General features: G+C 58.4%; 16 protein-coding genes and 1 pseudogene. 9 read left to right on the top strand and 8 right to left on the bottom strand.

From position 1 onward, the window contains the following. Positions 1 to 12: 12 nt before the first annotated feature. Both PSH69_RS15690 and PSH69_RS15685 read left to right on the top strand, forming a co-directional pair. A complete protein-coding gene (locus PSH69_RS15690; RefSeq protein ID WP_305408986.1) occupies positions 13 to 360 on the top strand; it encodes a darcynin family protein in 348 nt (115 codons plus the stop codon). A 164-nt stretch (positions 361 to 524) separates the two neighbouring features. Then, positions 525 to 1,376: pseudogene (locus PSH69_RS15685) on the top strand (IS5 family transposase); the annotation flags it as partial. A 120-nt stretch (positions 1,377 to 1,496) separates the two neighbouring features. On the opposite strand, the gene PSH69_RS15680 reads toward PSH69_RS15685, so the two are convergent. The 3 genes from PSH69_RS15680 to PSH69_RS15670 form a co-directional block, all read right to left on the bottom strand. Continuing rightward, complete coding sequence (locus tag PSH69_RS15680; RefSeq protein WP_305408985.1) at positions 1,497 to 2,384, bottom strand: hypothetical protein; 888 nt, start codon at positions 2,382 to 2,384, stop codon at positions 1,497 to 1,499. 188 nt (positions 2,385 to 2,572) lie between these two features. Continuing rightward, positions 2,573 to 5,668, bottom strand: a complete 3,096-nt coding sequence (locus PSH69_RS15675) for an efflux RND transporter permease subunit (protein ID WP_305408984.1) — start codon at positions 5,666 to 5,668, stop codon at positions 2,573 to 2,575. Between the two features lie 14 nt (positions 5,669 to 5,682). After that, positions 5,683 to 6,840 carry an efflux RND transporter periplasmic adaptor subunit gene (locus tag PSH69_RS15670; protein ID WP_305408983.1) on the bottom strand — a complete coding sequence of 386 codons (1,158 nt, stop codon included), beginning with the start codon at positions 6,838 to 6,840 and terminating at the stop codon, positions 5,683 to 5,685. 222 nt (positions 6,841 to 7,062) lie between these two features. On the opposite strand from PSH69_RS15670, the gene PSH69_RS15665 reads away from it, so the two are divergent. The 4 genes from PSH69_RS15665 (at position 7,063) to PSH69_RS15650 (ending at position 11,753) form a co-directional block, all read left to right on the top strand. After that, positions 7,063 to 7,764, top strand: coding sequence for a response regulator transcription factor (locus PSH69_RS15665; protein WP_018929113.1), 702 nt, complete (start codon positions 7,063 to 7,065; stop codon positions 7,762 to 7,764). Between the two features lie 3 nt (positions 7,765 to 7,767). Then, positions 7,768 to 9,069 (top strand): ATP-binding protein, encoded by a 1,302-nt coding sequence (locus PSH69_RS15660; RefSeq protein ID WP_305408982.1) that lies wholly within the window; start codon positions 7,768 to 7,770, stop codon positions 9,067 to 9,069. 234 nt (positions 9,070 to 9,303) lie between these two features. Continuing rightward, the gene (locus PSH69_RS15655; protein ID WP_305408981.1) at positions 9,304 to 11,565 is read left to right on the top strand and encodes a hypothetical protein; all 2,262 of its coding nucleotides are present in this window, start codon (positions 9,304 to 9,306) and stop codon (positions 11,563 to 11,565) included. Between the two features lie 47 nt (positions 11,566 to 11,612). Further along, complete coding sequence (locus PSH69_RS15650) at positions 11,613 to 11,753, top strand: hypothetical protein (protein ID WP_305408980.1); 141 nt, start codon at positions 11,613 to 11,615, stop codon at positions 11,751 to 11,753. Between the two features lie 168 nt (positions 11,754 to 11,921). Here PSH69_RS15650 and pncA read toward each other — a convergent pair whose 3' ends face one another. Next, the gene (gene pncA, locus PSH69_RS15645) at positions 11,922 to 12,551 is read right to left on the bottom strand and encodes a bifunctional nicotinamidase/pyrazinamidase (protein ID WP_305408979.1); all 630 of its coding nucleotides are present in this window, start codon (positions 12,549 to 12,551) and stop codon (positions 11,922 to 11,924) included. A 229-nt stretch (positions 12,552 to 12,780) separates the two neighbouring features. Here pncA and PSH69_RS15640 point away from each other — a divergent pair, with 229 nt between their 5' ends. Beyond that, positions 12,781 to 13,593, top strand: coding sequence for a crotonase/enoyl-CoA hydratase family protein (locus PSH69_RS15640; protein WP_305408978.1), 813 nt, complete (start codon positions 12,781 to 12,783; stop codon positions 13,591 to 13,593). Between the two features lie 6 nt (positions 13,594 to 13,599). Next, on the top strand, positions 13,600 to 14,430 hold the full coding sequence (gene nudC / locus PSH69_RS15635) for an NAD(+) diphosphatase (RefSeq protein ID WP_305408977.1): 831 nt from the start codon (positions 13,600 to 13,602) through the stop codon (positions 14,428 to 14,430). Here the strand turns inward: nudC and PSH69_RS15630 are convergent. From PSH69_RS15630 to PSH69_RS15620, 3 genes are all read right to left on the bottom strand, one after another. Further along, positions 14,398 to 15,177, bottom strand: coding sequence for a TSUP family transporter (locus PSH69_RS15630; RefSeq protein ID WP_019578834.1), 780 nt, complete (start codon positions 15,175 to 15,177; stop codon positions 14,398 to 14,400). The genes nudC and PSH69_RS15630 overlap by 33 nt on opposite strands. 207 nt (positions 15,178 to 15,384) lie before the next feature. Next, the gene (locus PSH69_RS15625) at positions 15,385 to 15,861 is read right to left on the bottom strand and encodes a nuclear transport factor 2 family protein (protein ID WP_105346099.1); all 477 of its coding nucleotides are present in this window, start codon (positions 15,859 to 15,861) and stop codon (positions 15,385 to 15,387) included. Between the two features lie 56 nt (positions 15,862 to 15,917). Beyond that, positions 15,918 to 16,481 carry a TetR/AcrR family transcriptional regulator gene (locus PSH69_RS15620; RefSeq protein ID WP_305408976.1) on the bottom strand — a complete coding sequence of 188 codons (564 nt, stop codon included), beginning with the start codon at positions 16,479 to 16,481 and terminating at the stop codon, positions 15,918 to 15,920. 248 nt (positions 16,482 to 16,729) lie between these two features. Here PSH69_RS15620 and pssA point away from each other — a divergent pair, with 248 nt between their 5' ends. Further along, entirely contained in the window at positions 16,730 to 18,073 is a 1,344-nt protein-coding gene (pssA, locus tag PSH69_RS15615; RefSeq protein WP_019649652.1) for a CDP-diacylglycerol--serine O-phosphatidyltransferase, read from the top strand. 87 nt (positions 18,074 to 18,160) lie between these two features. Here pssA and efeO read toward each other — a convergent pair whose 3' ends face one another. Next, complete coding sequence (efeO, locus tag PSH69_RS15610) at positions 18,161 to 18,985, bottom strand: iron uptake system protein EfeO (protein ID WP_305408975.1); 825 nt, start codon at positions 18,983 to 18,985, stop codon at positions 18,161 to 18,163. Between the last annotated feature and the right edge of the window lie 21 nt (positions 18,986 to 19,006).

Below are 19,006 nucleotides of genomic sequence, written 5' to 3'. Positions count from 1 at the left end.
GGAATCATTATCATGGCAACGACATCACTGAGTGTTTTCATGTTGGTCAAGACCATCCAGGAATGGCTGGGGTTTTCAGTCGAGCATCGCTTTGAGCTGATGCGCACGCAGATGGAGCCGATTTTGCAAAAGCATGCGGCGCAGGTCTCGATGCGGTTTTTCGACATCGAGTTCTATTCGGCGCGGGTCACCGATCTGTGGTTGTGGGAAACCGACAGTCATCATGCGTATGAACTGCTGGTGGAGGATCTGCGGGAGACGCCGTTCTGGGATCGGTATTTCACCATCGTCGAGATTTTGCCGGGGGTGGAGAATGCCTATGCCAAGAATTATGATCAGGCACCGTTGTTGAGTGCGTAATGGGGGGGGCGTGTAGCTGCCGGCAGGCGGCCGTCCGGGCGCACAACCGTAGCGTGCCTGGACACCGTCTCGCGGGCCGCAGCGGCACGACAATGAACTAGCCGTTCAAGCCACTAGGGAAACCCTCAAAAAGACTTCCTGATTTTGGCAAAATACCCCGACTCCACCCGAAGGGTAATGGTGGTCGTCCAGCCTATCCGCTGATGGCGATGCAACGTGTCCATCTGATGCAAAATCGGTTCGGCTACAGCGATCCAACGATGGAAGAGGCACTGTATGAAACTACTATTCTGCGCCAGTTTGCTGGGCTGAGCCTGGAGCGCATTCCCGACGAAACCACCATCCTCAACTTCCGTCGCCTACTGGAAAAGCACCAGCTGGCGGCAGGGATTCTGGGCGTGATCAATGGCTATCTGGGTGATCGCGGCCTGTCGCTGCGCCAGGGCACCATCGTCGATGCCACGCTGATTCATGCGCCGAGTTCGACCAAGAACCAGGACGGCAAGCGCGACCCGGAAATGCACCAGGCCAAGAAAGGCAATCAATGGTACTTCGGCATGAAGGCCCATATCGGTGTGGATGACGAGTCGGGACTGGTGCATAGCGTGGTGGGCACGGCAGCCAATGTGGCAGATGTCACGCAGGTCGACAAGCTGCTGCGCGGCGACGAAAACGTGGTCTGTGCCGATGCCGGTTATACCGGAGTGGAGAAACGCCCCGAGCAGGAAGGTCGCCAAGTCATCTGGCAAATTGCCGCCCGGCGCAGCACCTACCAGAGACTGGGCAAGCGCAGCGTCCTGTACACAGCCAAGCGCAAAATCGAAAAAGCCAAGGCGCAGGTAAGGGCGAAGGTCGAGCACCCGTTCCGGGTGATCAAGCGCCAGTTCGGTTATGTGAAGACGCGCTTCCATGGCCTGGCCAAGAACACGGCACAGCTGGTGACGCTGTTTGCGCTGTCGAATCTGTGGATGGCCCGCCGACATTTACTGGGCAATACAGGAGAGGTGCGCCTGTAATGTGGGGAATAGCCGCCGCGAGGTGCTCGCAGCGGCTAAAAAGACAGGAATGAGTGAGTGATCTGAGCGTTTTGGATCGACACGCCACTTTCAAAATCGGCGGTGGCCGAAGTCAGCCCATTAAGGGATCTGAGGATTATTGTTGAAAGTGAAACGTCCGTTATTAAACGTAATCTGCTTCCCGTCGGAGGCTATTTCACTGATGAAATCCAGGCAGCCCGTGAAACCTTGCGATGAACCCGCAACAGGCACTTCCTCGATCACCAGTTTGCCGCTTTGTGCCAGGTAACCTACTATTCCCTGATGATACTCGCTGTAACTTACGCGGATTTTATCCTTGAAGGCGGTCAGTTCATAAGTGCCAGGTCCGAGGTCGCAGGCACATAAGATATTGACTGAATTCAGCGCGCGGTTGGGTACATCTAAGGAATAGGTTTGGGACCAGGCGCGCCAATGTGGAGTATTCGGGCCAATAACCGGGTCTGCGGGGAGGGCCTCCAGCTGAAATCTATTGGCGTTGTATTCTTTATATGCGCCGCCCTCAAGTTTAGCCGTGAAGGTGTCGGCGGTATCAGCCTTTACAATTGACAGGGTGTCATCAAAGTTTTGATATTCGCACGAGCCCTCGCTGACAATCACTTTTTGCCCTCCAGACTCTGCTATGAAAAAAAAATTAAAACTTGCCGTCCCGTTGGGGATGTCGAGATTGACGTTGGTCAACTCACCTGACGTTGCAATTAAAGGTCGGATTCCGTTTACGGAGTAAACGGTCCACGATGCACTTGCGCTCGTTGCGTCATTACTGTTGTTGATCTGGTAGGTTTCATTACCGTTGGAGGGGAATCGGAAAGACAACTGGATCACATTTTTTTCATCTTTACGATCAGCCGATTGTGCATTCCATTGATTTGTTTTGGGGTCTTTGTAGAAGCGGTAAAACTCATTGCTAACATACTTGGGGCCATCTTTCACTTCCGCTGTGACCGTACCGGTTGTTGTAATTTTCATGGGGCGCTCCTGAATCAAGCCGTGTAGGTATGATTGATGATTAGAACGTGCAGCTTATGGGTCCAGGAGATATTTCGGCTACTGTCAGATATGACAGGTGTAAGGGGCTTGTTAGTAATAACGATATTTTATATGCGTTAAATATCTTCTCGGGCGACAGCTGTTGGCATCGCCCGAGAAGCTTTGATCTATCCTTTCGCTTTACGCTTCACCCACTTCATCACCACCACAAAAAACACCGGTACAAACACCACCGCCAATGTCGCCGTGATCATCCCGCCGATCACCCCGGTGCCGATCGCCTGCTGGCTTGCGGAACTGGCCCCGGTAGCAATCGCCAACGGCACCACCCCAAGAATGAACGCCAGCGATGTCATCACGATCGGCCGCAACCGCAGGCGCGCCGCTTGCAGCGTGGCATCGATCAGGTCATGACCTTCGTCATACAGGCTTTTGGCGAACTCGATGATCAGGATCGCGTTCTTCGCCGACAGGCCAATGATGGTGATCAGCCCGACCTTGAAGAACACGTCATTGGGCATCCCGCGCAGGGTCACAGCCAGGACCGCGCCGAGCACACCCAGCGGCACCACCAGCAGCACCGAGGTCGGAATCGACCAACTCTCATACAGCGCCGCCAGGCACAGGAACACGATCAGCAGCGACAGACCGAGCAGCATCGGCGCCTGACTGCCGGACAAGCGTTCCTGCAACGACAACCCGGTCCATTCCTGACCCAACCCCGCCGGGCCTTGCGCCACCAGCCGTTCGATTTCCGCCATGGCTTCGCCGGTGCTGTAACCGGGCGCCGGTTCGCCGGAAATGCTGATGGCCGGGTAGCCGTTGTATCGGGTCAATTGCGCCGGGCCCTGGGTCCAGTTGGCCCGGACGAAGGCCGACAGCGGCACCATTTTTTCGGCGTTGTTGCGTACGTGAATCTTCAGCAGATCGGCGACCTGGCTGCGTTGATCGCCTTCAGCCTGGACCACCACTCGCTGCATTCGCCCCTGGTTGGGAAAGTCGTTGATGTAGGCCGAACCGACCGCCGTGGTCAGCACATTGCCAATGTCGGCAAAGGATATGCCCAGGGCGTTGGCCTGTTTGCGGTCGACTTCCAGCTGAACCTGTGGCGCTTCGGCCAGGGCGCTTTCGCGCACATTCATCAGGATCGGGCTTTTCTCGGCGGCGGCGAGCAATTCGCTGCGCGCTTTCATCAGCGTGGCATGGCCGAGGCCGCCACGGTCCTGCAAGCGGAACTCGAAACCGCTGGAGGTGCCGAGACCATCAACCGGCGGCGGCAGCACCGAGAAAGCCATGGCATCCTTGATCTGGCTCAGCGCGATGTTGGCGCGATCGGCGATGGAACTCGCCGAGTCGTCGCTGCCCCGATCCGACCAGTCCTTGAGTGTGGTGAACGCCAGCGCGGCATTCTGCCCGCTACCGGAAAAACTGAAGCCGAGAATCACTGTGCTGTCGCCGACGCCCGGTTCGGTGGCGTTGTGTGCTTCGATCTGCTCCACCACATTTATTGTGCGATTCTTGCTCGCGCCCGGTGGCAATTGGATGTCGGTGATGGTGTAACCCTGGTCTTCCACCGGCAGGAACGAGGAGGGCAGTCGACTGAAACACAGTCCCAGGCCGACTAGCAGCACGCCATAAATCAACAGGTAACGACCGGTGCGTTTCAACGCATAGGCGACCCAGCCCTGATAACGCTCGGTCAATTGTTCGAAGCGCCGGTTGAACCAGCCAAAGAATCCGGCTTTTTCGTGATGCTCGCCTTTGGCGATCGGCTTCAACAGCGTCGCACACAACGCCGGGGTCAACGTCAGGGCGAGGAACGCCGAGAACAGGATCGACGTGGCCATGGACAGCGAGAACTGTTGGTAAATCACCCCGACCGAGCCCTGCATGAACGCCATCGGAATGAATACCGCCACCAGCACCAGGGTGATGCCGATGATCGCGCCGGTGATCTGCTTCATCGCCTTGCGCGTCGCTTCCTTGGGCGACAGGCCTTCGGTGGCCATGATTCGTTCGACGTTCTCCACCACCACAATCGCGTCGTCCACCAGGATGCCGATGGCCAGCACCATGCCGAACATGGTCAGCACGTTGATCGAGAAGCCCAGCGCGAGCATGGTCGCAAACGTGCCCATCAACGCCACCGGCACCACCAGCGTCGGGATCAGCGTGTAGCGGATGTTCTGCAGGAACAGGAACATCACCGCAAACACCAGCACCATCGCCTCGCCGAGGGTGTAAACCACTTTGGTGATCGAGACTTTGACGAAGGGCGAGGTGTCGTACGGGATCTTGTATTCGACACCGACCGGGAAATAGCGCGCCAGCTCGTCCATCTTCGCCCGCACCAGCGTTGCAGTGCTCAGGGCATTGGCGCCCGGCGACAGTTGCACACTGACGGCGGTGGACGGTTTGCCGTTCAGGCGTGTGGAGAACTGATATTCCTGGCTGCCGATCTCGACCCGCGCCACATCACGGATGCGTACGGTGGAGCCGTCAGGATTGGCCTTGAGCACGATGTCGGCGAATTCTTCAGGCGTCGACAACTGGCCTTTGACCAGAACGGTCGCGGTGATTTCCTGAGTGGTGCGGGTCGGCAAGTCGCCGATGCTGCCCGCGGAAACCTGAGCATTCTGCGCGACGATAGCGGCGTTGACGTCGGCCGGGGTCAGGTTGAAGCCGATCAGCTTCTGCGGGTCGATCCAGATCCGCATCGCCCGCTCGGCGCCGTACAACTGGGCCTTGCCGACGCCGTCCAGACGCTTGATCTCGTTCATCACGTTGCGCGCCAGGTAATCGCTGAGCGCCACGTCATCGAGCTTGCCGTCGCTGGAGGTGAGGGTGATCAGCAACAGGAAACCGGCGGAGACTTTCTCCACCTGCAAACCTTGCTGGGTGACCGCCTGAGGCAGGCGCGACTCAACCGCTTTGAGGCGGTTTTGCACATCGACCTGGGCCATTTCCGGATTGGTGCCCGGCTGGAACGTCGCGGTGATGGTGGCGCTGCCGAGGCTGCTCTGGGATTCGAAGTACAGCAGATGGTCGGCACCGTTGAGTTCTCCCTCGATCAGGCTGACCACGCTTTCGTCCACGGTCTGCGCCGAAGCGCCGGGGTAGGTGGCGTAGATTTCGACTTTCGGCGGCGCCACGTTCGGGTATTGCGCCACGGGTAACTGCCCAATGGCCAACGCACCGGCCAGCAGGATGAACAAGGCAACCACCCAGGCGAACACCGGGCGATCGATAAAGAACTGCGGCATAAAAAGCGTCCTGCTTACTGACCAGAAACCTGGGCAAGTGGAAGAGGGGTGTTGTCGATCTGGACTTTTTCACCGGGGCGCGCGTGTTGCAGGCCTTCAGTGACGATGCGGTCGCCGGGCTTGAGGCCGCGGGTGACGATCCAGCGATCGTTCTGCACCGCGCCCAGCTCTACCGGTTGCTGACCGACCCGCTGCTCCGCATCGAGCAGCAGCACTTGGGCGATGCCGGCACTGTCACGCTGTATGGCCCGTTGCGGCACGCTGATGCCTTGCTGATTGAACGCTTGCTCCAGACGCACGCGAACGAAGCTGCCCGGCAGCAAGTCGAGGTCCGGGTTGGGGAACTCGCTGCGCAGGATGATCTGACCGGTGCCCGGGTCGACGGTGATGTCGGTGAACAACAACTTGCCGGGCAACGGATATAGGCTGCCGTCGTCCTGGATCAGCGTGGCTTTGGCCTGGCCTTGGCCCACTTCCTTTAACTGGCCGGAGCGGAAGGCCCGGCGCAGGTCGTAGAGTTCGCGGGTCGACTGCGTCAGGTCGGCGTGGATCGGGTTCAACTGCTGAATCAGCGCCAGCGGCGTGGTTTCGTTCTGGCCCACCAGCGCGCCTTCAGTTACCAGCGCGCGACCGATGCGCCCGGAAATCGGCGCGGTGACGGTGGCATAACCGAGGTTCAATTTCGCCCGCTCCACCGCGGCTTTGTTGGCGGCGACATCGGCGGCGGTTTGCCGGGCGTTGGCGCGGGCATTGTCGTAATCCTGAGCGCTGATGGCGTTACCTTCGATCAACTGGGCGTAACGCTGCTCCTGCAATCTGGCCTGGAACGCGTTGGCTTCGGCCTTGCGCAGCGCGGCTTCGGCGCTGTCCAGGTCGGCCTTGAAGGGGGCCGGGTCGATACGGAACAGAACGTCGCCTTTATTCACGTCGCTGCCTTCGCGGAAGGCCCGCTGCAACACCACGCCGGCAACCCGGGCACGCACTTCGGCAATTCGTGGCGCGGCAATCCGCCCGCTCAAGTCACTGCTGATTGACAGAGGACGAGCTTCGACGGTTTCGATGCGCACCGTGGCTAGCGGTGCCGATTCTTCGGCGGTCGAAGACTGGTCACAAGCGCTCAGCGTCAACGCCAGGGCAATCAGGCTGAGCGTGGCAAGCAGATTCTTTGACATGGAAATACCCCAATAATGACTACCCGCATCCTACGGGGAGTCGATGAGGGTAGCGGTGAAGCTTTGTTGGTGCTGTGTGAAATTGTGTAAGGGTTTTGCTCGCGTATGCGTGAGGGCGTATATCCTTCGCAGCTTGAAACTTTTTGCGACGGTCAGGCCGCCTTCGCGGGCAAGCCCACGATGAGGCCCCGCCAGTCGCCACAGCACTTTCTGGAAACACCCATGCCCAACATCCTCCTGGTCGAAGACGACACCGCACTCTCGGAACTGATCGCCAGCTACCTGGAACGCAACGGTTATTCCGTCAGCGTGATCAGCCGCGGCGATCATGTACGCGAACGCGCGCGGGTCAGTCCGCCGGACCTGGTGATTCTCGATCTGATGCTGCCGGGGCTCGACGGCTTGCAGGTCTGCCGCTTGCTGCGGGCCGATTCGGCGACGTTGCCGATCCTGATGCTCACCGCCCGTGACGACAGTCACGATCAGGTGCTGGGCCTGGAAATGGGCGCCGACGACTACGTCACCAAACCTTGCGAGCCCCGTGTGTTGCTGGCCCGCGTACGCACGCTGTTGCGTCGCAGCAGCCTCAGCGAACCGCAGACCGCTAATGACCGCATTCTCATGGGCAACCTGTGCATTGACCTGTCCGAGCGCACTGTGACCTGGCGTGGGCAACTGGTTGAACTGTCCAGCGGCGAATACAACTTGCTGGTGGTGCTGGCCCGGCATGCCGGCGAGGTGCTGAGCCGCGACCAGATTCTGCAACGCCTGCGCGGTATCGAATTCAACGGTACCGACCGCTCGGTGGATGTGGCCATCTCCAAACTGCGACGCAAGTTCGACGACCACGCCGGCGAGGCGCGCAAGATCAAGACCGTGTGGGGCAAGGGCTACCTGTTCAGCCGCTCCGAGTGGGAATGTTGAACCATGTTCAGAATCCTGTTTCGTCTGTACCTGGTGACCATCGTTTCGTTCAGCGCGGCGATCTACCTGGTGCCGGACCTGGTGATCAAGGCCTTCCATGAGCGTTTTGTGACCTACAACCTCGATTACTCCCGAGGTTTGCAAACGCTGATCGTCAAACAGTTTCGTACGGTGCCTGTCGAGCAGTGGCCGGCGCTGGCGGCGGAGATGGACAAGGAGTTCCAGCCGCTGCACATCATTTTGGCCCGCAACGACGATACCGAATTTACCCTGGATGAGCGCGAACGCTTGCAGCGCGGGGAGAACGTGGTACGCATCGGCGACTGGGGCTGGCGTACCCTGGCGGTGACACCGTTGAACGAGCAGATGGTGGTGGAGATGGTCGTGCCACCGGACCCCACGGATGTCAGTTGGTTGTACTGGAGCATCAACGTGCTGATCGGTGCGACGATGCTGGCCTGCCTGTTGTTGTGGCTGCGCCCGCACTGGCGCGACCTGGAACGTCTCAAAAGCACCGCCGAACGCTTCGGCAAGGGCCACCTGAGCGAGCGCACGCAGATTTCCCCCAGCTCCAACATCGGCAGCCTGGCCAACGTGTTCGACACCATGGCCGGCGACATCGAAAACCTGCTCAACCAGCAGCGCGATTTGCTCAACGCCGTGTCCCACGAATTGCGCACGCCGTTGACGCGGCTGGATTTCGGCCTGGCCCTGGCGCTGTCCGACGACTTGCCGGTCACCAGCCGGGAACGCCTGCAAGGCTTGGTCGCGCACATTCGCGAACTGGATGAGCTGGTGCTGGAGCTGCTGTCCTACAGCCGATTGCAAAACCCGGCTCGGCTGCCGGAACAGGTCGAGGTGTCGCTGGATGAATTCATCGACAGTATTTTGGGCAGCGTCGATGAAGAGCTTGAGTCACCGGAAATCGTTATCGATGTGCTGCTGCACGGTCAGCTCGAACGCTTCTCGCTGGACCCGCGATTGACCGCCCGGGCGATCCAGAACTTGCTGCGCAACGCCATGCGCTATTGCGAGAAGCGGATTCAGATTGGTGTGCAGGTGTGCGCCAAAGGCTGTGAGATCTGGGTGGACGACGATGGCATTGGCATTCCCGATGAAGAGCGGGAGCGGATCTTTGAGCCGTTCTATCGGCTGGATCGCAGTCGGGATCGCGCCACGGGCGGGTTTGGCCTGGGGCTGGCGATCAGCCGTCGAGCGCTGGAAGCGCAGGACGGCACGCTGACCGCGCAAGCATCGCCATTGGGCGGCGCACGGTTCCGTTTGTGGCTGCCCACCTCAGCCTGACGCATTCGTTGTAGCAACTGCCGAGCCCGTGAGGCTGCGTTTGAGTGCGCAGCACTCGTAAAACCAGCCTAATTGGTACGGCAGAAAGACTGCCGAAGCTCCAGCTGACAGACGGTAGCGATTATCAGGCCCTACCTGTCAGATATGACAGTAGCCAAGCCTCCGGCCTTAGCGCTCTCATATCAATGAAGCCTCTCTGCACCTGGAGCGGTGTCACTGACAGGAAGCGCTGCGATGACCGACATTCACCTGCTGACCCTTTACGCCCCACGAATTCCAGGCTGGAAAGATACCGTACCTGCCCCGATCAATGCTCATGGAGGGATTCCGCTGGCGCTGACCTACCTTTACCCTGAAGGGGTGAAAGTCTTTGTTGATGGCTATCTGGAGCAGGAAGTCGGTGACAACATCGACCTCTATCTCAACGGCGTTGTAGTGTCGGTCGCTATCGTCGAGTCACTGACCGACAAACGCTTCATTCTGTATTTGCCGGTAAAAGCGCTGTTCGACGGGCTCAATGAAATCTACTACACCATCCGGCGCGGCTCGGAAAACATTGACTCGTCGACGACGTTGCGAGCCTGGTTTCACAAGCGACGGCCAGGTCTTAAAGATCTCGAAGGCAATCACGAGTCGCACTCTGAACTGGGGATCAATGTATTGCCGCCACAGATGGTGGACGACGGTGTATACCCTGAGCAAGCCCGGCAAGGTGTGATCTGCACGGCCTTCTATCCCCTGACCCGAGCGTTCGACAAGATCCGCGTAAGATGCGGCGGCGAGTCGATTGAGCATGAGGTTTCAGAGGATGAGGCGAAGTCCGGCGAGCCCGTGAAGATCTTGATCGACGAAGCAGTGTTCAAAAAGATCGGTGACACACCCAAGTGTGTCGTGACCTATACCGTATGGGACTGGATCGGTAACAGCGTGGATCTGGATGCCCTGTGGTCGGCGGCCATCGAACTGTTCGTCAGCCTGAACGGCACTTGGTACGAGCCACCGCTGGTCAGCGAAGACCCGAACGACGCCTCGGACGATCCGGATAGCATCGATTTGGGCAAGCTCGCAGGCCAACCAGCGATTGCTCAAGTCCACGCGCAACGTTCATGGCTCAGGGGCGACATCATTGAGCTGACCTGCACGTTCACCTCGGCGACGGACTCGTCCGAGGTGCTGGTTCTCAAGGAAACCGTGGATCGCGCACCGTTCATTTACAAACTACCGGTGCCCCACGCACAGTTCGTCAGGGCAGTGGGCGGTTCGGCCAGATTCAAATACAAGTTGCTGCGCGGTGGCAAGGAAGTAGGGCGATCCTTCACGACCACGGTTGACGTGATTGGGGAGGCGCTGATCGAGCTGCCGCTGGTGACAGTGGTCGGCGTGCCGGGGTTGGTAGTTGATCCGCTGGCCTACCCGGAAGGCTTGATCGCTAGAATCGAGTTTGCGAAGGCACAAACGGGCGACACAGGCCTTCAACTTGTCCGTCCCGTCACGGCAGAGGGTTTTCCGATGTTTCCCGCCAAGGTGTTCAATGCCAATAAGCGGGTTAATAACACCCTGACGATTCAGGATCTGGTTGCTCGGCACGGCACAGTGATCCGATTGCCGTGGGAGCTGACGCGAAACGGCGTCAAGACCCGCTCGAAACCGACATTGTTGACGGTGCAGAAAGTTGTCGACGGGGATCCGAGACTGCCAACGCCGAAGGTGCCTCAAGCGCCGGATGACAAGGTGTTGGATTTCAGCAAGTTTGAAGGTGATGCCGAGGTGAAGGTGCTGCCTTGGTTGGGGATTCGGGAAGGGCAAGAAGTTGAACTCAAGTGCGTCGGGATCGATAGCGGAGGCGGCGAGTATGTGATTCCGCTACTTAAAGCATTTAAAGTAACAACGAAGGAAGTGAGTTCCGGACTGAGTGTGCCGTTGCGGAGAAAGGAACTGGCAGGTCTGAAACATGACAGTAAGGCAAATGTGAGCTTGAGTGTTTTGCTCGGCCAGAACACTGATCAGGTTAGGTCAGTTTTGTTTCCGATACGTGAGTTGACTGTGCAGCGTACGCTCACTGAAAATTTTGATAACCAATTGACACAGATTATAGTTTCAGGTCAGACGATCGAAACCTCGGTTATGAGAATAGGATTTGTATCAGGGGGTGGGATGACGGGGATCGCACCGACTACAGATGGTTTTATTACCATTCCGGAGAAAACAGAACTTCAAGTTTTACATATAGGTTACAAAGACTCGGGAGCACAACGCATTGCGTTAAACTTGAAGAAACCATGCAACGAAGTTTCGTTCTGGTACGGAGCGACGAATGTCGCCACGAATGTCGCATATTTTTATGGGGTGAACGGCTTGTTAGGGCAGCAATTTTTGCTTTTGAACTTGAATTCTGCAAATAAAATTGTTTTTTCTGAGGCCGGTATTGTGCGGATTGAGATCCAAAACCCAGAAGGAGATTGGTTAATATTAGATAATTTTTCATTCTCTTTCTGAGATAACTACTTCTGGCGTATATCCCCATCGCGCAGCAGCGTCGCCGCATGAGCACTCTGCTGCACGTCTGCACCACTGGCGCGGGTGATATCGAGGTGGTCAGTCTTTCCATCATCAGTGTGATTGCCAGAAACCGGCGGTTCATTTGTAGGTTTGTTCCGAACCTGAGCGGCGGCCCTGACCTGTAGCAACTGCCGAGCCCGTGAGGCTGCGTTCGAGTGCGCAGCACTCGTAAAACCAGGTAACCGGTTCTTTCGGGAAAACCGCATTCGCAGGACTTGCGAGGACTGCGTCCTCGGACGCAGCCTCGCGGGCTCGGCAGCTGCTACGAGCCAGGTGAGGGAACGATCTGCAGTTCAGTCGAGCAGTTCGGTTGACTCAATCAACCCGACCCCCGCCACCTGCATCCGCTCAATCGCCGCCGCCAGCGACCCTTCCAGATCAATCGCGCGGCAAGCATCCATCACCACAAACGCATTGAACCCCGCCGCCCGCGCATCCAGCGCAGAAAACATCACGCAGAAATCCAGTGCCAGCCCGACCATGTAAACCGTGTCTATGCCGCGTTCTTTCAGGTACCCGGCCAAACCGGTGGTAGTGGTTCGATCCGCCTCCAGGAATGCCGAATAACTGTCGATGTCCGGGTTGCAGCCTTTGCGGATGATCAATTGGGCGTGGGGCAGGTCCAGCTCCGGGTGGAACTCGGCGCCGGGTGTGGCGCGAACACAATGCTCCGGCCACAGCGTCTGTTCACCGTAAGGCAACTGAATCACGTCGTAAGGCTTGCGCCCAGGGTGGCTGGAAGCGAACGAGGCGTGGCCGGGTGGGTGCCAGTCCTGGGCAATGATGACCTGTTTGAACTGGCGACCCAGACGATTAATCAGGGGCACAATCAGATCACCCTCCGGTACCGGCAATTGACCGCCGGGAATGAAGTCGTTTTGTACGTCGATGACCAGTAAGGCAGCGCGTGAAGAAATTGGCATGGGGTAGGTTCCTCCTTGGAAAGTCGGGTGCAAGCATAGTGACAACTGTGTTCACGCGCCAAGACGGTTTCTAACAATTTCGGTGGTACGGCCAATCGCGAGCAGGCCCGTCCAGACGCTGAAAATCCAGAAGCCAGTCCCGCATTTGGCCGAACCGCTGCCTTACTGCCGGCACGGATGCCTTGTTATAGTTCGGGCTTCATTTTCTGCCCGGTAAAGGATCACTGCCATGTCTCAATACACCGCCTTCAGCGTCGAACTGGCCGATAACATCGCCCATGTGCAGATCAACCGTCCGGACAAGATCAACTCGATGAACGCCGCGTTCTGGAGCGAGATCATCGAGATTTTCCAGTGGGTCGATGATACCGATGAAGTCCGGGTGGTGGTGCTCAGCGGCGCTGGCAAGCATTTTTCTTCCGGCATCGACCTGATGATGCTCGCCGGTGTGGCCAATGAGCTGGGCAAGGACGTCGGCCGCAATGCGCGCCTGCTGCGGCGCAAGATCCTGGCGCTGCAAGCGTCGTTCAACGCCGTCGACAACTGCCGCAAACCGGTGCTGGCGGCGGTCCAGGGTTATTGCCTGGGCGGCGCCATCGATCTGATTTCCGCCTGCGATATGCGTTACGCGGCCCAGGACGCGCAATTTTCCATCAAGGAAATCGATATCGGCATGGCGGCCGATGTTGGCACTTTGCAACGCTTGCCGCGGATCATCGGTGACGGCATGCTGCGTGAACTGGCTTACACTGGTCGCACCTTTGGCGCCGAAGAAGCGCGTAACATTGGCCTGGTCAATCGCGTCTACAGCGACACCGCCAGCCTGATAGAAGGCGTGATGGGGATTGCCCGCGAAATCGCCGGCAAGTCGCCGATTGCCATCACCGGTACCAAAGAGATGATCAGCTACATGCGCGACCATCGCATCGACGACGGCCTCGAATACGTCGCCACGTGGAACGCCGCCATGCTGCAGTCCACCGATCTGCGCGTGGCCATGGCCGCCCATATGAGCAAACAGAAACCCGAATTTCTGGATTGATTAACCATGATTTCACGCTGGACCACCGCAGTACTGGACACCGATCAACCCGGCGGCTGGGCCGTGGCGCGCAGCCCCGAAGGCTTTCTGTTCGATGACAATGGCGCGCTGTTTCCACGGGAATGGCTCAAGCGTCAGGACTTGTCGGTTCTCGCCGAGCACGGCATCGGTCACCTGGATGGCGAACCGGTGTACCTGCTGGAACTGCGCAGTCACAGCGACGTGCCGGGCTGTAACTGGAAAGGCCTGCGGGCGTTCATGCTCGATGGCGATCACACCGTCTACAAGGTTCTGGGCTATGCCGCGCAAATCGGTACCTGGGCCCGTGAGCACCGTTTTTGCGGCAACTGCGGGCAGGCGATGATCCAGGTGCCGCGCGAGCGGGCAATGTACTGCGAGCCATGCGATTTACGCAGCTACCCACGTATTTCGCCGAGCATGATTGTGCTGGTGACCCGTGGCGACGAGGTTCTGCTGGCCCGTTCGCCGCGTTTTGTCACCGGGGTCTACAGCACGTTGGCGGGGTTTGCCGAGCCGGGTGAGTCGGCCGAAGATTGCCTGATTCGCGAGGTTCGCGAAGAGGTGCAGATCGAGGTCAAGAACATCCAGTACATGGGCAGTCAGTGCTGGCCGTTCCCCCATTCGATGATGCTCGGTTTTCATGCCGAGTACGCCGGTGGCGAGATTGTCTGTCAGGAAGACGAGATCGAAGACGCCCAGTGGTTCAACGTGCACGAGCTGCCGCCGCTGCCGGCGTCACGCTCGATTGCCCGCTACCTGATCGACGTCTACGTGGCGCGGCGCTTAGGCCACGCTGAACCAGTGCTGCCAGGCTAGGCGCACGGTCAGGCCGAGCACCACCGTAATGAACACCGGACGAATGAATTTCGCACCGCCGCTGATGGCGGTGCGCGCGCCGAAGAAGGCGCCGACCATCACCGACAGGCCCATGCTCAGGCCGATAATCCAGTCAACTTGCCCGGAAAAGATGAACACCGACAGCGCCGCAATATTGCTGACGAAGTTCATGCTGCGCGCCACGCCGCTGGCCTTGACCAGGTCGATGGGGTAGAGCAGCAGGCTGCTGACGGTCCAGAACGCTCCCGTTCCCGGGCCGGCCACGCCGTCATAGAAACCGAGGCTGAAGCCTTGACTCGATTGCCACTTTTTCTTGATCGGTGCATCGCTGTCCAGCGGCGCTTTCGGTGTGCCGCCGAACAACAGATACAGGCCGCAGGCGAACACAATTACCGGCAGCATCTTGTTCAGCCATTCCGCCGGCAAATAATGAGCGACGATGGCGCCGCTGAGCGCACCAACCAACGTGCCGACGATGGCGTGCATCCATTGCCGTGGATGAAACAGCTTGCGCCGGTAGAAGGTGAAACTGGCGGTGGCCGATCCGAAGGTGGAACTGAGTTTGTTGGTGCCCAGTACCAGATGCGGCGGCAGGCCGGCGGTCAGCAGTGCCGGGGTGGTCAACAGACCGCCACCGCCAGCGATGGCGTCAATGAAACCGGCAATGAAAGCGACGAGAGCCAGAACGGCCAAGGTAGTGAGGTCAACGCTGAGTTCGAAAGGCATGGAATGGGGCTTATTCGGCAGGGCGCAGAAGAGGGCTGCGGGAAAAGGCCGGTATCTTACCCATATCCAACTTCTGCGGCGACCTGAGCCGATCGTTCCCACGCTTCCGCGTGGGAATGCATCTTGTGACACTCTGCGTCACGGCGGACGCGGAGCGTCCGTGGCGGCATTACCACGCAGAGCGTGGGAACGATCGGTGAGGTGATGTTACAGACCCAGGTCAGACAACCCTGGGTGATCATCCGGCCGGCGACCCAGTGGCCAGTGGAATTTGCGCTCGCTTTCCTTGATCGGCATGTCGTTGATGCAAGCGTAGCGGTTGAACATCAAGCCGTTCTCGTCGAACTCCCAGTTCTCGTTGCCATAGGAACGGAACCAGTTGCCCGAGTCGTCGTGCCATTCGTAGGCGTAACGCACGGCGATGCGGTTGTCGCCATGGGCCCAGAGTTCCTTGATCAGTCGGTAGTCCAGTTCCTTGGCCCATTTGCGGGTCAGGAAAGCTTTGGCTTCTTCGCGGTTGTGGGCGAACTCGGCGCGGTTACGCCACTGGGTGTCCAGGGTGTAGGCAAGAGACACCCGTTCCGGGTCACGGGAGTTCCAGCCATCTTCGGCCAGGCGAACTTTTTCGATGGCCGATTCACGGGTAAACGGCGGCAATGGCGGACGAACTTCGGCAGTAGACATATTAAGTCTCCCTATCAAATTAACGTTCAAGCAAGTTGTCGGGCTTATTTAAAGTGTTACAGGTCCAATAACTTTCGCGCCATGCATTGCGCATTATCGGCGGCACTGTGATCACCCATCACAAGCGCTACGGTAATGGCACCGTCGATCAGGATCAGCAGCTGTCTGGCCAGCGTCTCCGGGTCTGTTGCGCCATATTCGGTACAGAGCTCGCGCACGTAGTCGAGCAGCTTCTGTTTGTGGTCTTTGGCGACCAGGCGAACCGGGTCTTGCGGGTCGCCGGTTTCGCCGCTGGTATTGATGAATGCGCAGCCGCGGAAGCCTTCGGAGGCGAACCAGGCCTTGAGCACGGTAAACAGGTTGAGCAGCCGCTCGGCCGGGTTTTGGGCCTTGCCGACTTCGCTCCGGTACCAGTGCATCCAGCGCTCATCGCGGCGTTGCAGGGCCGCGACGACAAGCTCCTCCTTGTTGGCGAAGTAGCGGTAAATACTTTTTCTGGAGACGCCGGCGGTTTTCACCAGAAGATCCATGCCGGTGGCAGCGATGCCACTTTTGTAGATCAACTTTTCGGTGACATCCAGAATGATGTCGCGTGTGTCGTTGCTAGTGATTTCGTTCATGTGGCTAACAGTAGAATGATCGTTCTCCTTGGTCAACTTTTTTTCAGTGATCGTTCCCACGCTCTGCGTGGGAATGCCGCCATGGACGCTCCGCGTCCAGCGTTAATGCGACGCAGAGCGTCACGAGATGCATTCCTTTGCTGCGCATGGGAACGATCGGTGCGGGGTCTTTACAGACAGTAACAAGACCCAAACCCATCCATGGTGTAAGCTCTCAGGCTCTTCGGATTCGACCCTTTGCGAGCCCTATGCCGTTGCTTTTCAAACGTTCTCTGCTGCCTAAATTGCGCAGTTTTCCGCTGACCGCCGATGCCGTCACCATCCTCTCTGGCGCTGCCGAGTTCCGTCGTTGCCTGCTGGAAAAAATCGCTCAGGCGACCCGGCGCATCTACATCGTTGCGCTGTACCTGCAACAGGATGAGGCCGGCCAGGAAATCCTCGATGCCCTGCACGCGGCCAAACTGGCGCGTCCGGAACTGGACGTGGTGGTGGTCGTGGACTGGCTGCGCGCCCAGCGCGGCTTGATCGGTGCCGGCAAGCAACCGGGCAACTCGGCCTGGTATCAGGAAACCACCCGCACCCACGAAAGCGAAGTGCCGGTGTACGGCGTGCCGGTGCAGACCCGCGAACTGTTCGGCGTGCTGCATTTGAAGGGCTTCGTGATCGACGATTGCGTGATCTACAGCGGCGCGAGCCTGAACAACGTTTACCTGCACAAATTCGACAAGTACCGCTTCGACCGTTATCACCTGCTGCAGAATCAGGCGCTGGCCGATTCGATGCATCATCTGATCCAGCACGGTTTGATCACCTCCAAAGCGGTGCATCGCCTCGACCTGCCGAACCTGCCGACCACCCGCAGTCTGCGCCACGACATCGGCGACCTGCGCAGCCGTCTCAAGCACGCGGCGTACGACACCACGGCGGGTAGCACGGCAAAGGGCGGTTTATCGGTCAGTCCGTTGCTCGGTGTGGGCAAGAACAACCCGTTGAGTCGGGTGATCTGCGAGCTGATTGCCAGTGCGCAGCATCAGCTGACCATCTGCACGCCGTACTTCAACCTGCCGCTGGCGGTGACCCGGGAAATCAATCGGGCCCTGGCTCGCGGCGTGAAGATCGACATCATCGTCGGCGACAAGACCGCCAACGATTTCTACATCCCGCCCAGCGAGCCGTTCAAGGTGATCGCGGCGCTGCCATACCTCTACGAAATCAGCCTGCGACGTTTCGCCAAGCGTCATCAGCGCAACATCGACAGCGGCAAGCTGAACCTGCATCTGTGGAAGGACGGCGACAACACCTATCACCTCAAGGGCATGTGGATCGATCAGCGCTACACCTTGCTGACCGGCAACAATCTCAATCCACGGGCGTTCCGTCTCGACCTGGAAAACGCGTTGCTGATTGATGATCCGAAAGGCGAGTTGCTGGAGCCGCGTGGCAAGGAACTGGCGGAGATTTTCCAGCACACCCGCCGTATTGAGCGTTACCTGGATCTGCAAACGCTGCCGGATTACCCGGCGGGGGTGGCCAAGTTTCTCAAGCGTGTGAGTCGCGTCAGGATTGAGCGGTTGTTGTATCGGATTTTGTAGGGTTCAAAAGCAAAGATTGCAGCCTTCGGCAGCTCCGCGCCTGTGCGCCGCCGAAGGCTGCGATCTTTTCACAGACAACGCCGATATTCAGTTCAACCCCAACTTCCCCCGCAACATCGACAAGTCCTCAGCCAACGTATTCACCGGCCCGACCAGCGCTTTGCGGTCGCTGTCCTTCACCTTGTCATACGTTTCAAAACCACCCCCTGCAGTTTTGTACTTGGCTAACGTCTTGTTCACCGTAGCGAAGTTCTTGTCGACTTTGGCCATGAATGCCGCGTCTTGCTTCTCGATCTGCGGACGGAACAGATCGACGATTTTCTTCGCGCCGTCGATGTTGCCCTGGAAATCATAGAGGTCGGTGTGGCTGTAGCGATCTTCCTCGCCGGATATCTTGGTGGCGGCCACTTCTTCAAGCAGCGCAGCGGCGCCGCCGACGACTTTTTCAGGTGGGAAGGTCAGGCCGGCGACGCGGGTTTGCAGGTCTTTCACGTCTTTGTTCAAGCCGTCAGCCAGCTTGTCCAGACCCTGGGTGCTGTTCTCTGAAAACAATGAATATTCGATGCGATGGAAACCGGTGAAGTCTTCGGCCTTCACGCCTTTTTCGTGGTCGTCGACCCGCGAGTCGATGGACGCATCGAGGTCACTGAACAACTCGGCAATCGGTTCGATCGACTCGTAATAGACGCGGGTCGGTGCGTAGAGCTTTTTCGCGGTGGCCAGGTCGCCTTTTTTCACTGCATCGGTGAATTGCTGAGTGTGGCTGGCGAGTTCATCCAGTTGTTCGGTGACGTAGATCTTGTAGTCAGAGATCGGCCCCACCAACTCCAGTGGCGCCGTCGCCGCGAAAGCCGAAAACGGGGTGTTGAGCAAACCAAGGGTCAGCAGTAACGTGAGGGGCGACTTTTTCATGGGACGGTTCCGTGGAGTGGT

The organism is Pseudomonas sp. FP1740 (genome assembly GCF_030687165.1).
GTDB lineage: Bacteria > Pseudomonadota > Gammaproteobacteria > Pseudomonadales > Pseudomonadaceae > Aquipseudomonas.
The sequence above is the reverse complement of the archived record's forward strand: the minus strand, read 5'-3'. Positions and strand labels throughout refer to the sequence as shown.

Coding starts and splice junctions, on each gene's coding strand:
- PSH69_RS15690 (WP_305408986.1), top strand. CDS start 13: ATGGCAACGACATCACTGAGTGTTTTCATGTTGGTCAAGACCATCCAG.
- PSH69_RS15680 (WP_305408985.1), bottom strand. CDS start 2,384: ATGAAAATTACAACAACCGGTACGGTCACAGCGGAAGTGAAAGATGGC.
- PSH69_RS15675 (WP_305408984.1), bottom strand. CDS start 5,668: ATGCCGCAGTTCTTTATCGATCGCCCGGTGTTCGCCTGGGTGGTTGCC.
- PSH69_RS15670 (WP_305408983.1), bottom strand. CDS start 6,840: ATGTCAAAGAATCTGCTTGCCACGCTCAGCCTGATTGCCCTGGCGTTG.
- PSH69_RS15665 (WP_018929113.1), top strand. CDS start 7,063: ATGCCCAACATCCTCCTGGTCGAAGACGACACCGCACTCTCGGAACTG.
- PSH69_RS15660 (WP_305408982.1), top strand. CDS start 7,768: ATGTTCAGAATCCTGTTTCGTCTGTACCTGGTGACCATCGTTTCGTTC.
- PSH69_RS15655 (WP_305408981.1), top strand. CDS start 9,304: ATGACCGACATTCACCTGCTGACCCTTTACGCCCCACGAATTCCAGGC.
- PSH69_RS15650 (WP_305408980.1), top strand. CDS start 11,613: ATGAGCACTCTGCTGCACGTCTGCACCACTGGCGCGGGTGATATCGAG.
- pncA (WP_305408979.1), bottom strand. CDS start 12,551: ATGCCAATTTCTTCACGCGCTGCCTTACTGGTCATCGACGTACAAAAC.
- PSH69_RS15640 (WP_305408978.1), top strand. CDS start 12,781: ATGTCTCAATACACCGCCTTCAGCGTCGAACTGGCCGATAACATCGCC.
- nudC (WP_305408977.1), top strand. CDS start 13,600: ATGATTTCACGCTGGACCACCGCAGTACTGGACACCGATCAACCCGGC.
- PSH69_RS15630 (WP_019578834.1), bottom strand. CDS start 15,177: ATGCCTTTCGAACTCAGCGTTGACCTCACTACCTTGGCCGTTCTGGCT.
- PSH69_RS15625 (WP_105346099.1), bottom strand. CDS start 15,861: ATGTCTACTGCCGAAGTTCGTCCGCCATTGCCGCCGTTTACCCGTGAA.
- PSH69_RS15620 (WP_305408976.1), bottom strand. CDS start 16,481: ATGAACGAAATCACTAGCAACGACACACGCGACATCATTCTGGATGTC.
- pssA (WP_019649652.1), top strand. CDS start 16,730: ATGCCGTTGCTTTTCAAACGTTCTCTGCTGCCTAAATTGCGCAGTTTT.
- efeO (WP_305408975.1), bottom strand. CDS start 18,985: ATGAAAAAGTCGCCCCTCACGTTACTGCTGACCCTTGGTTTGCTCAAC.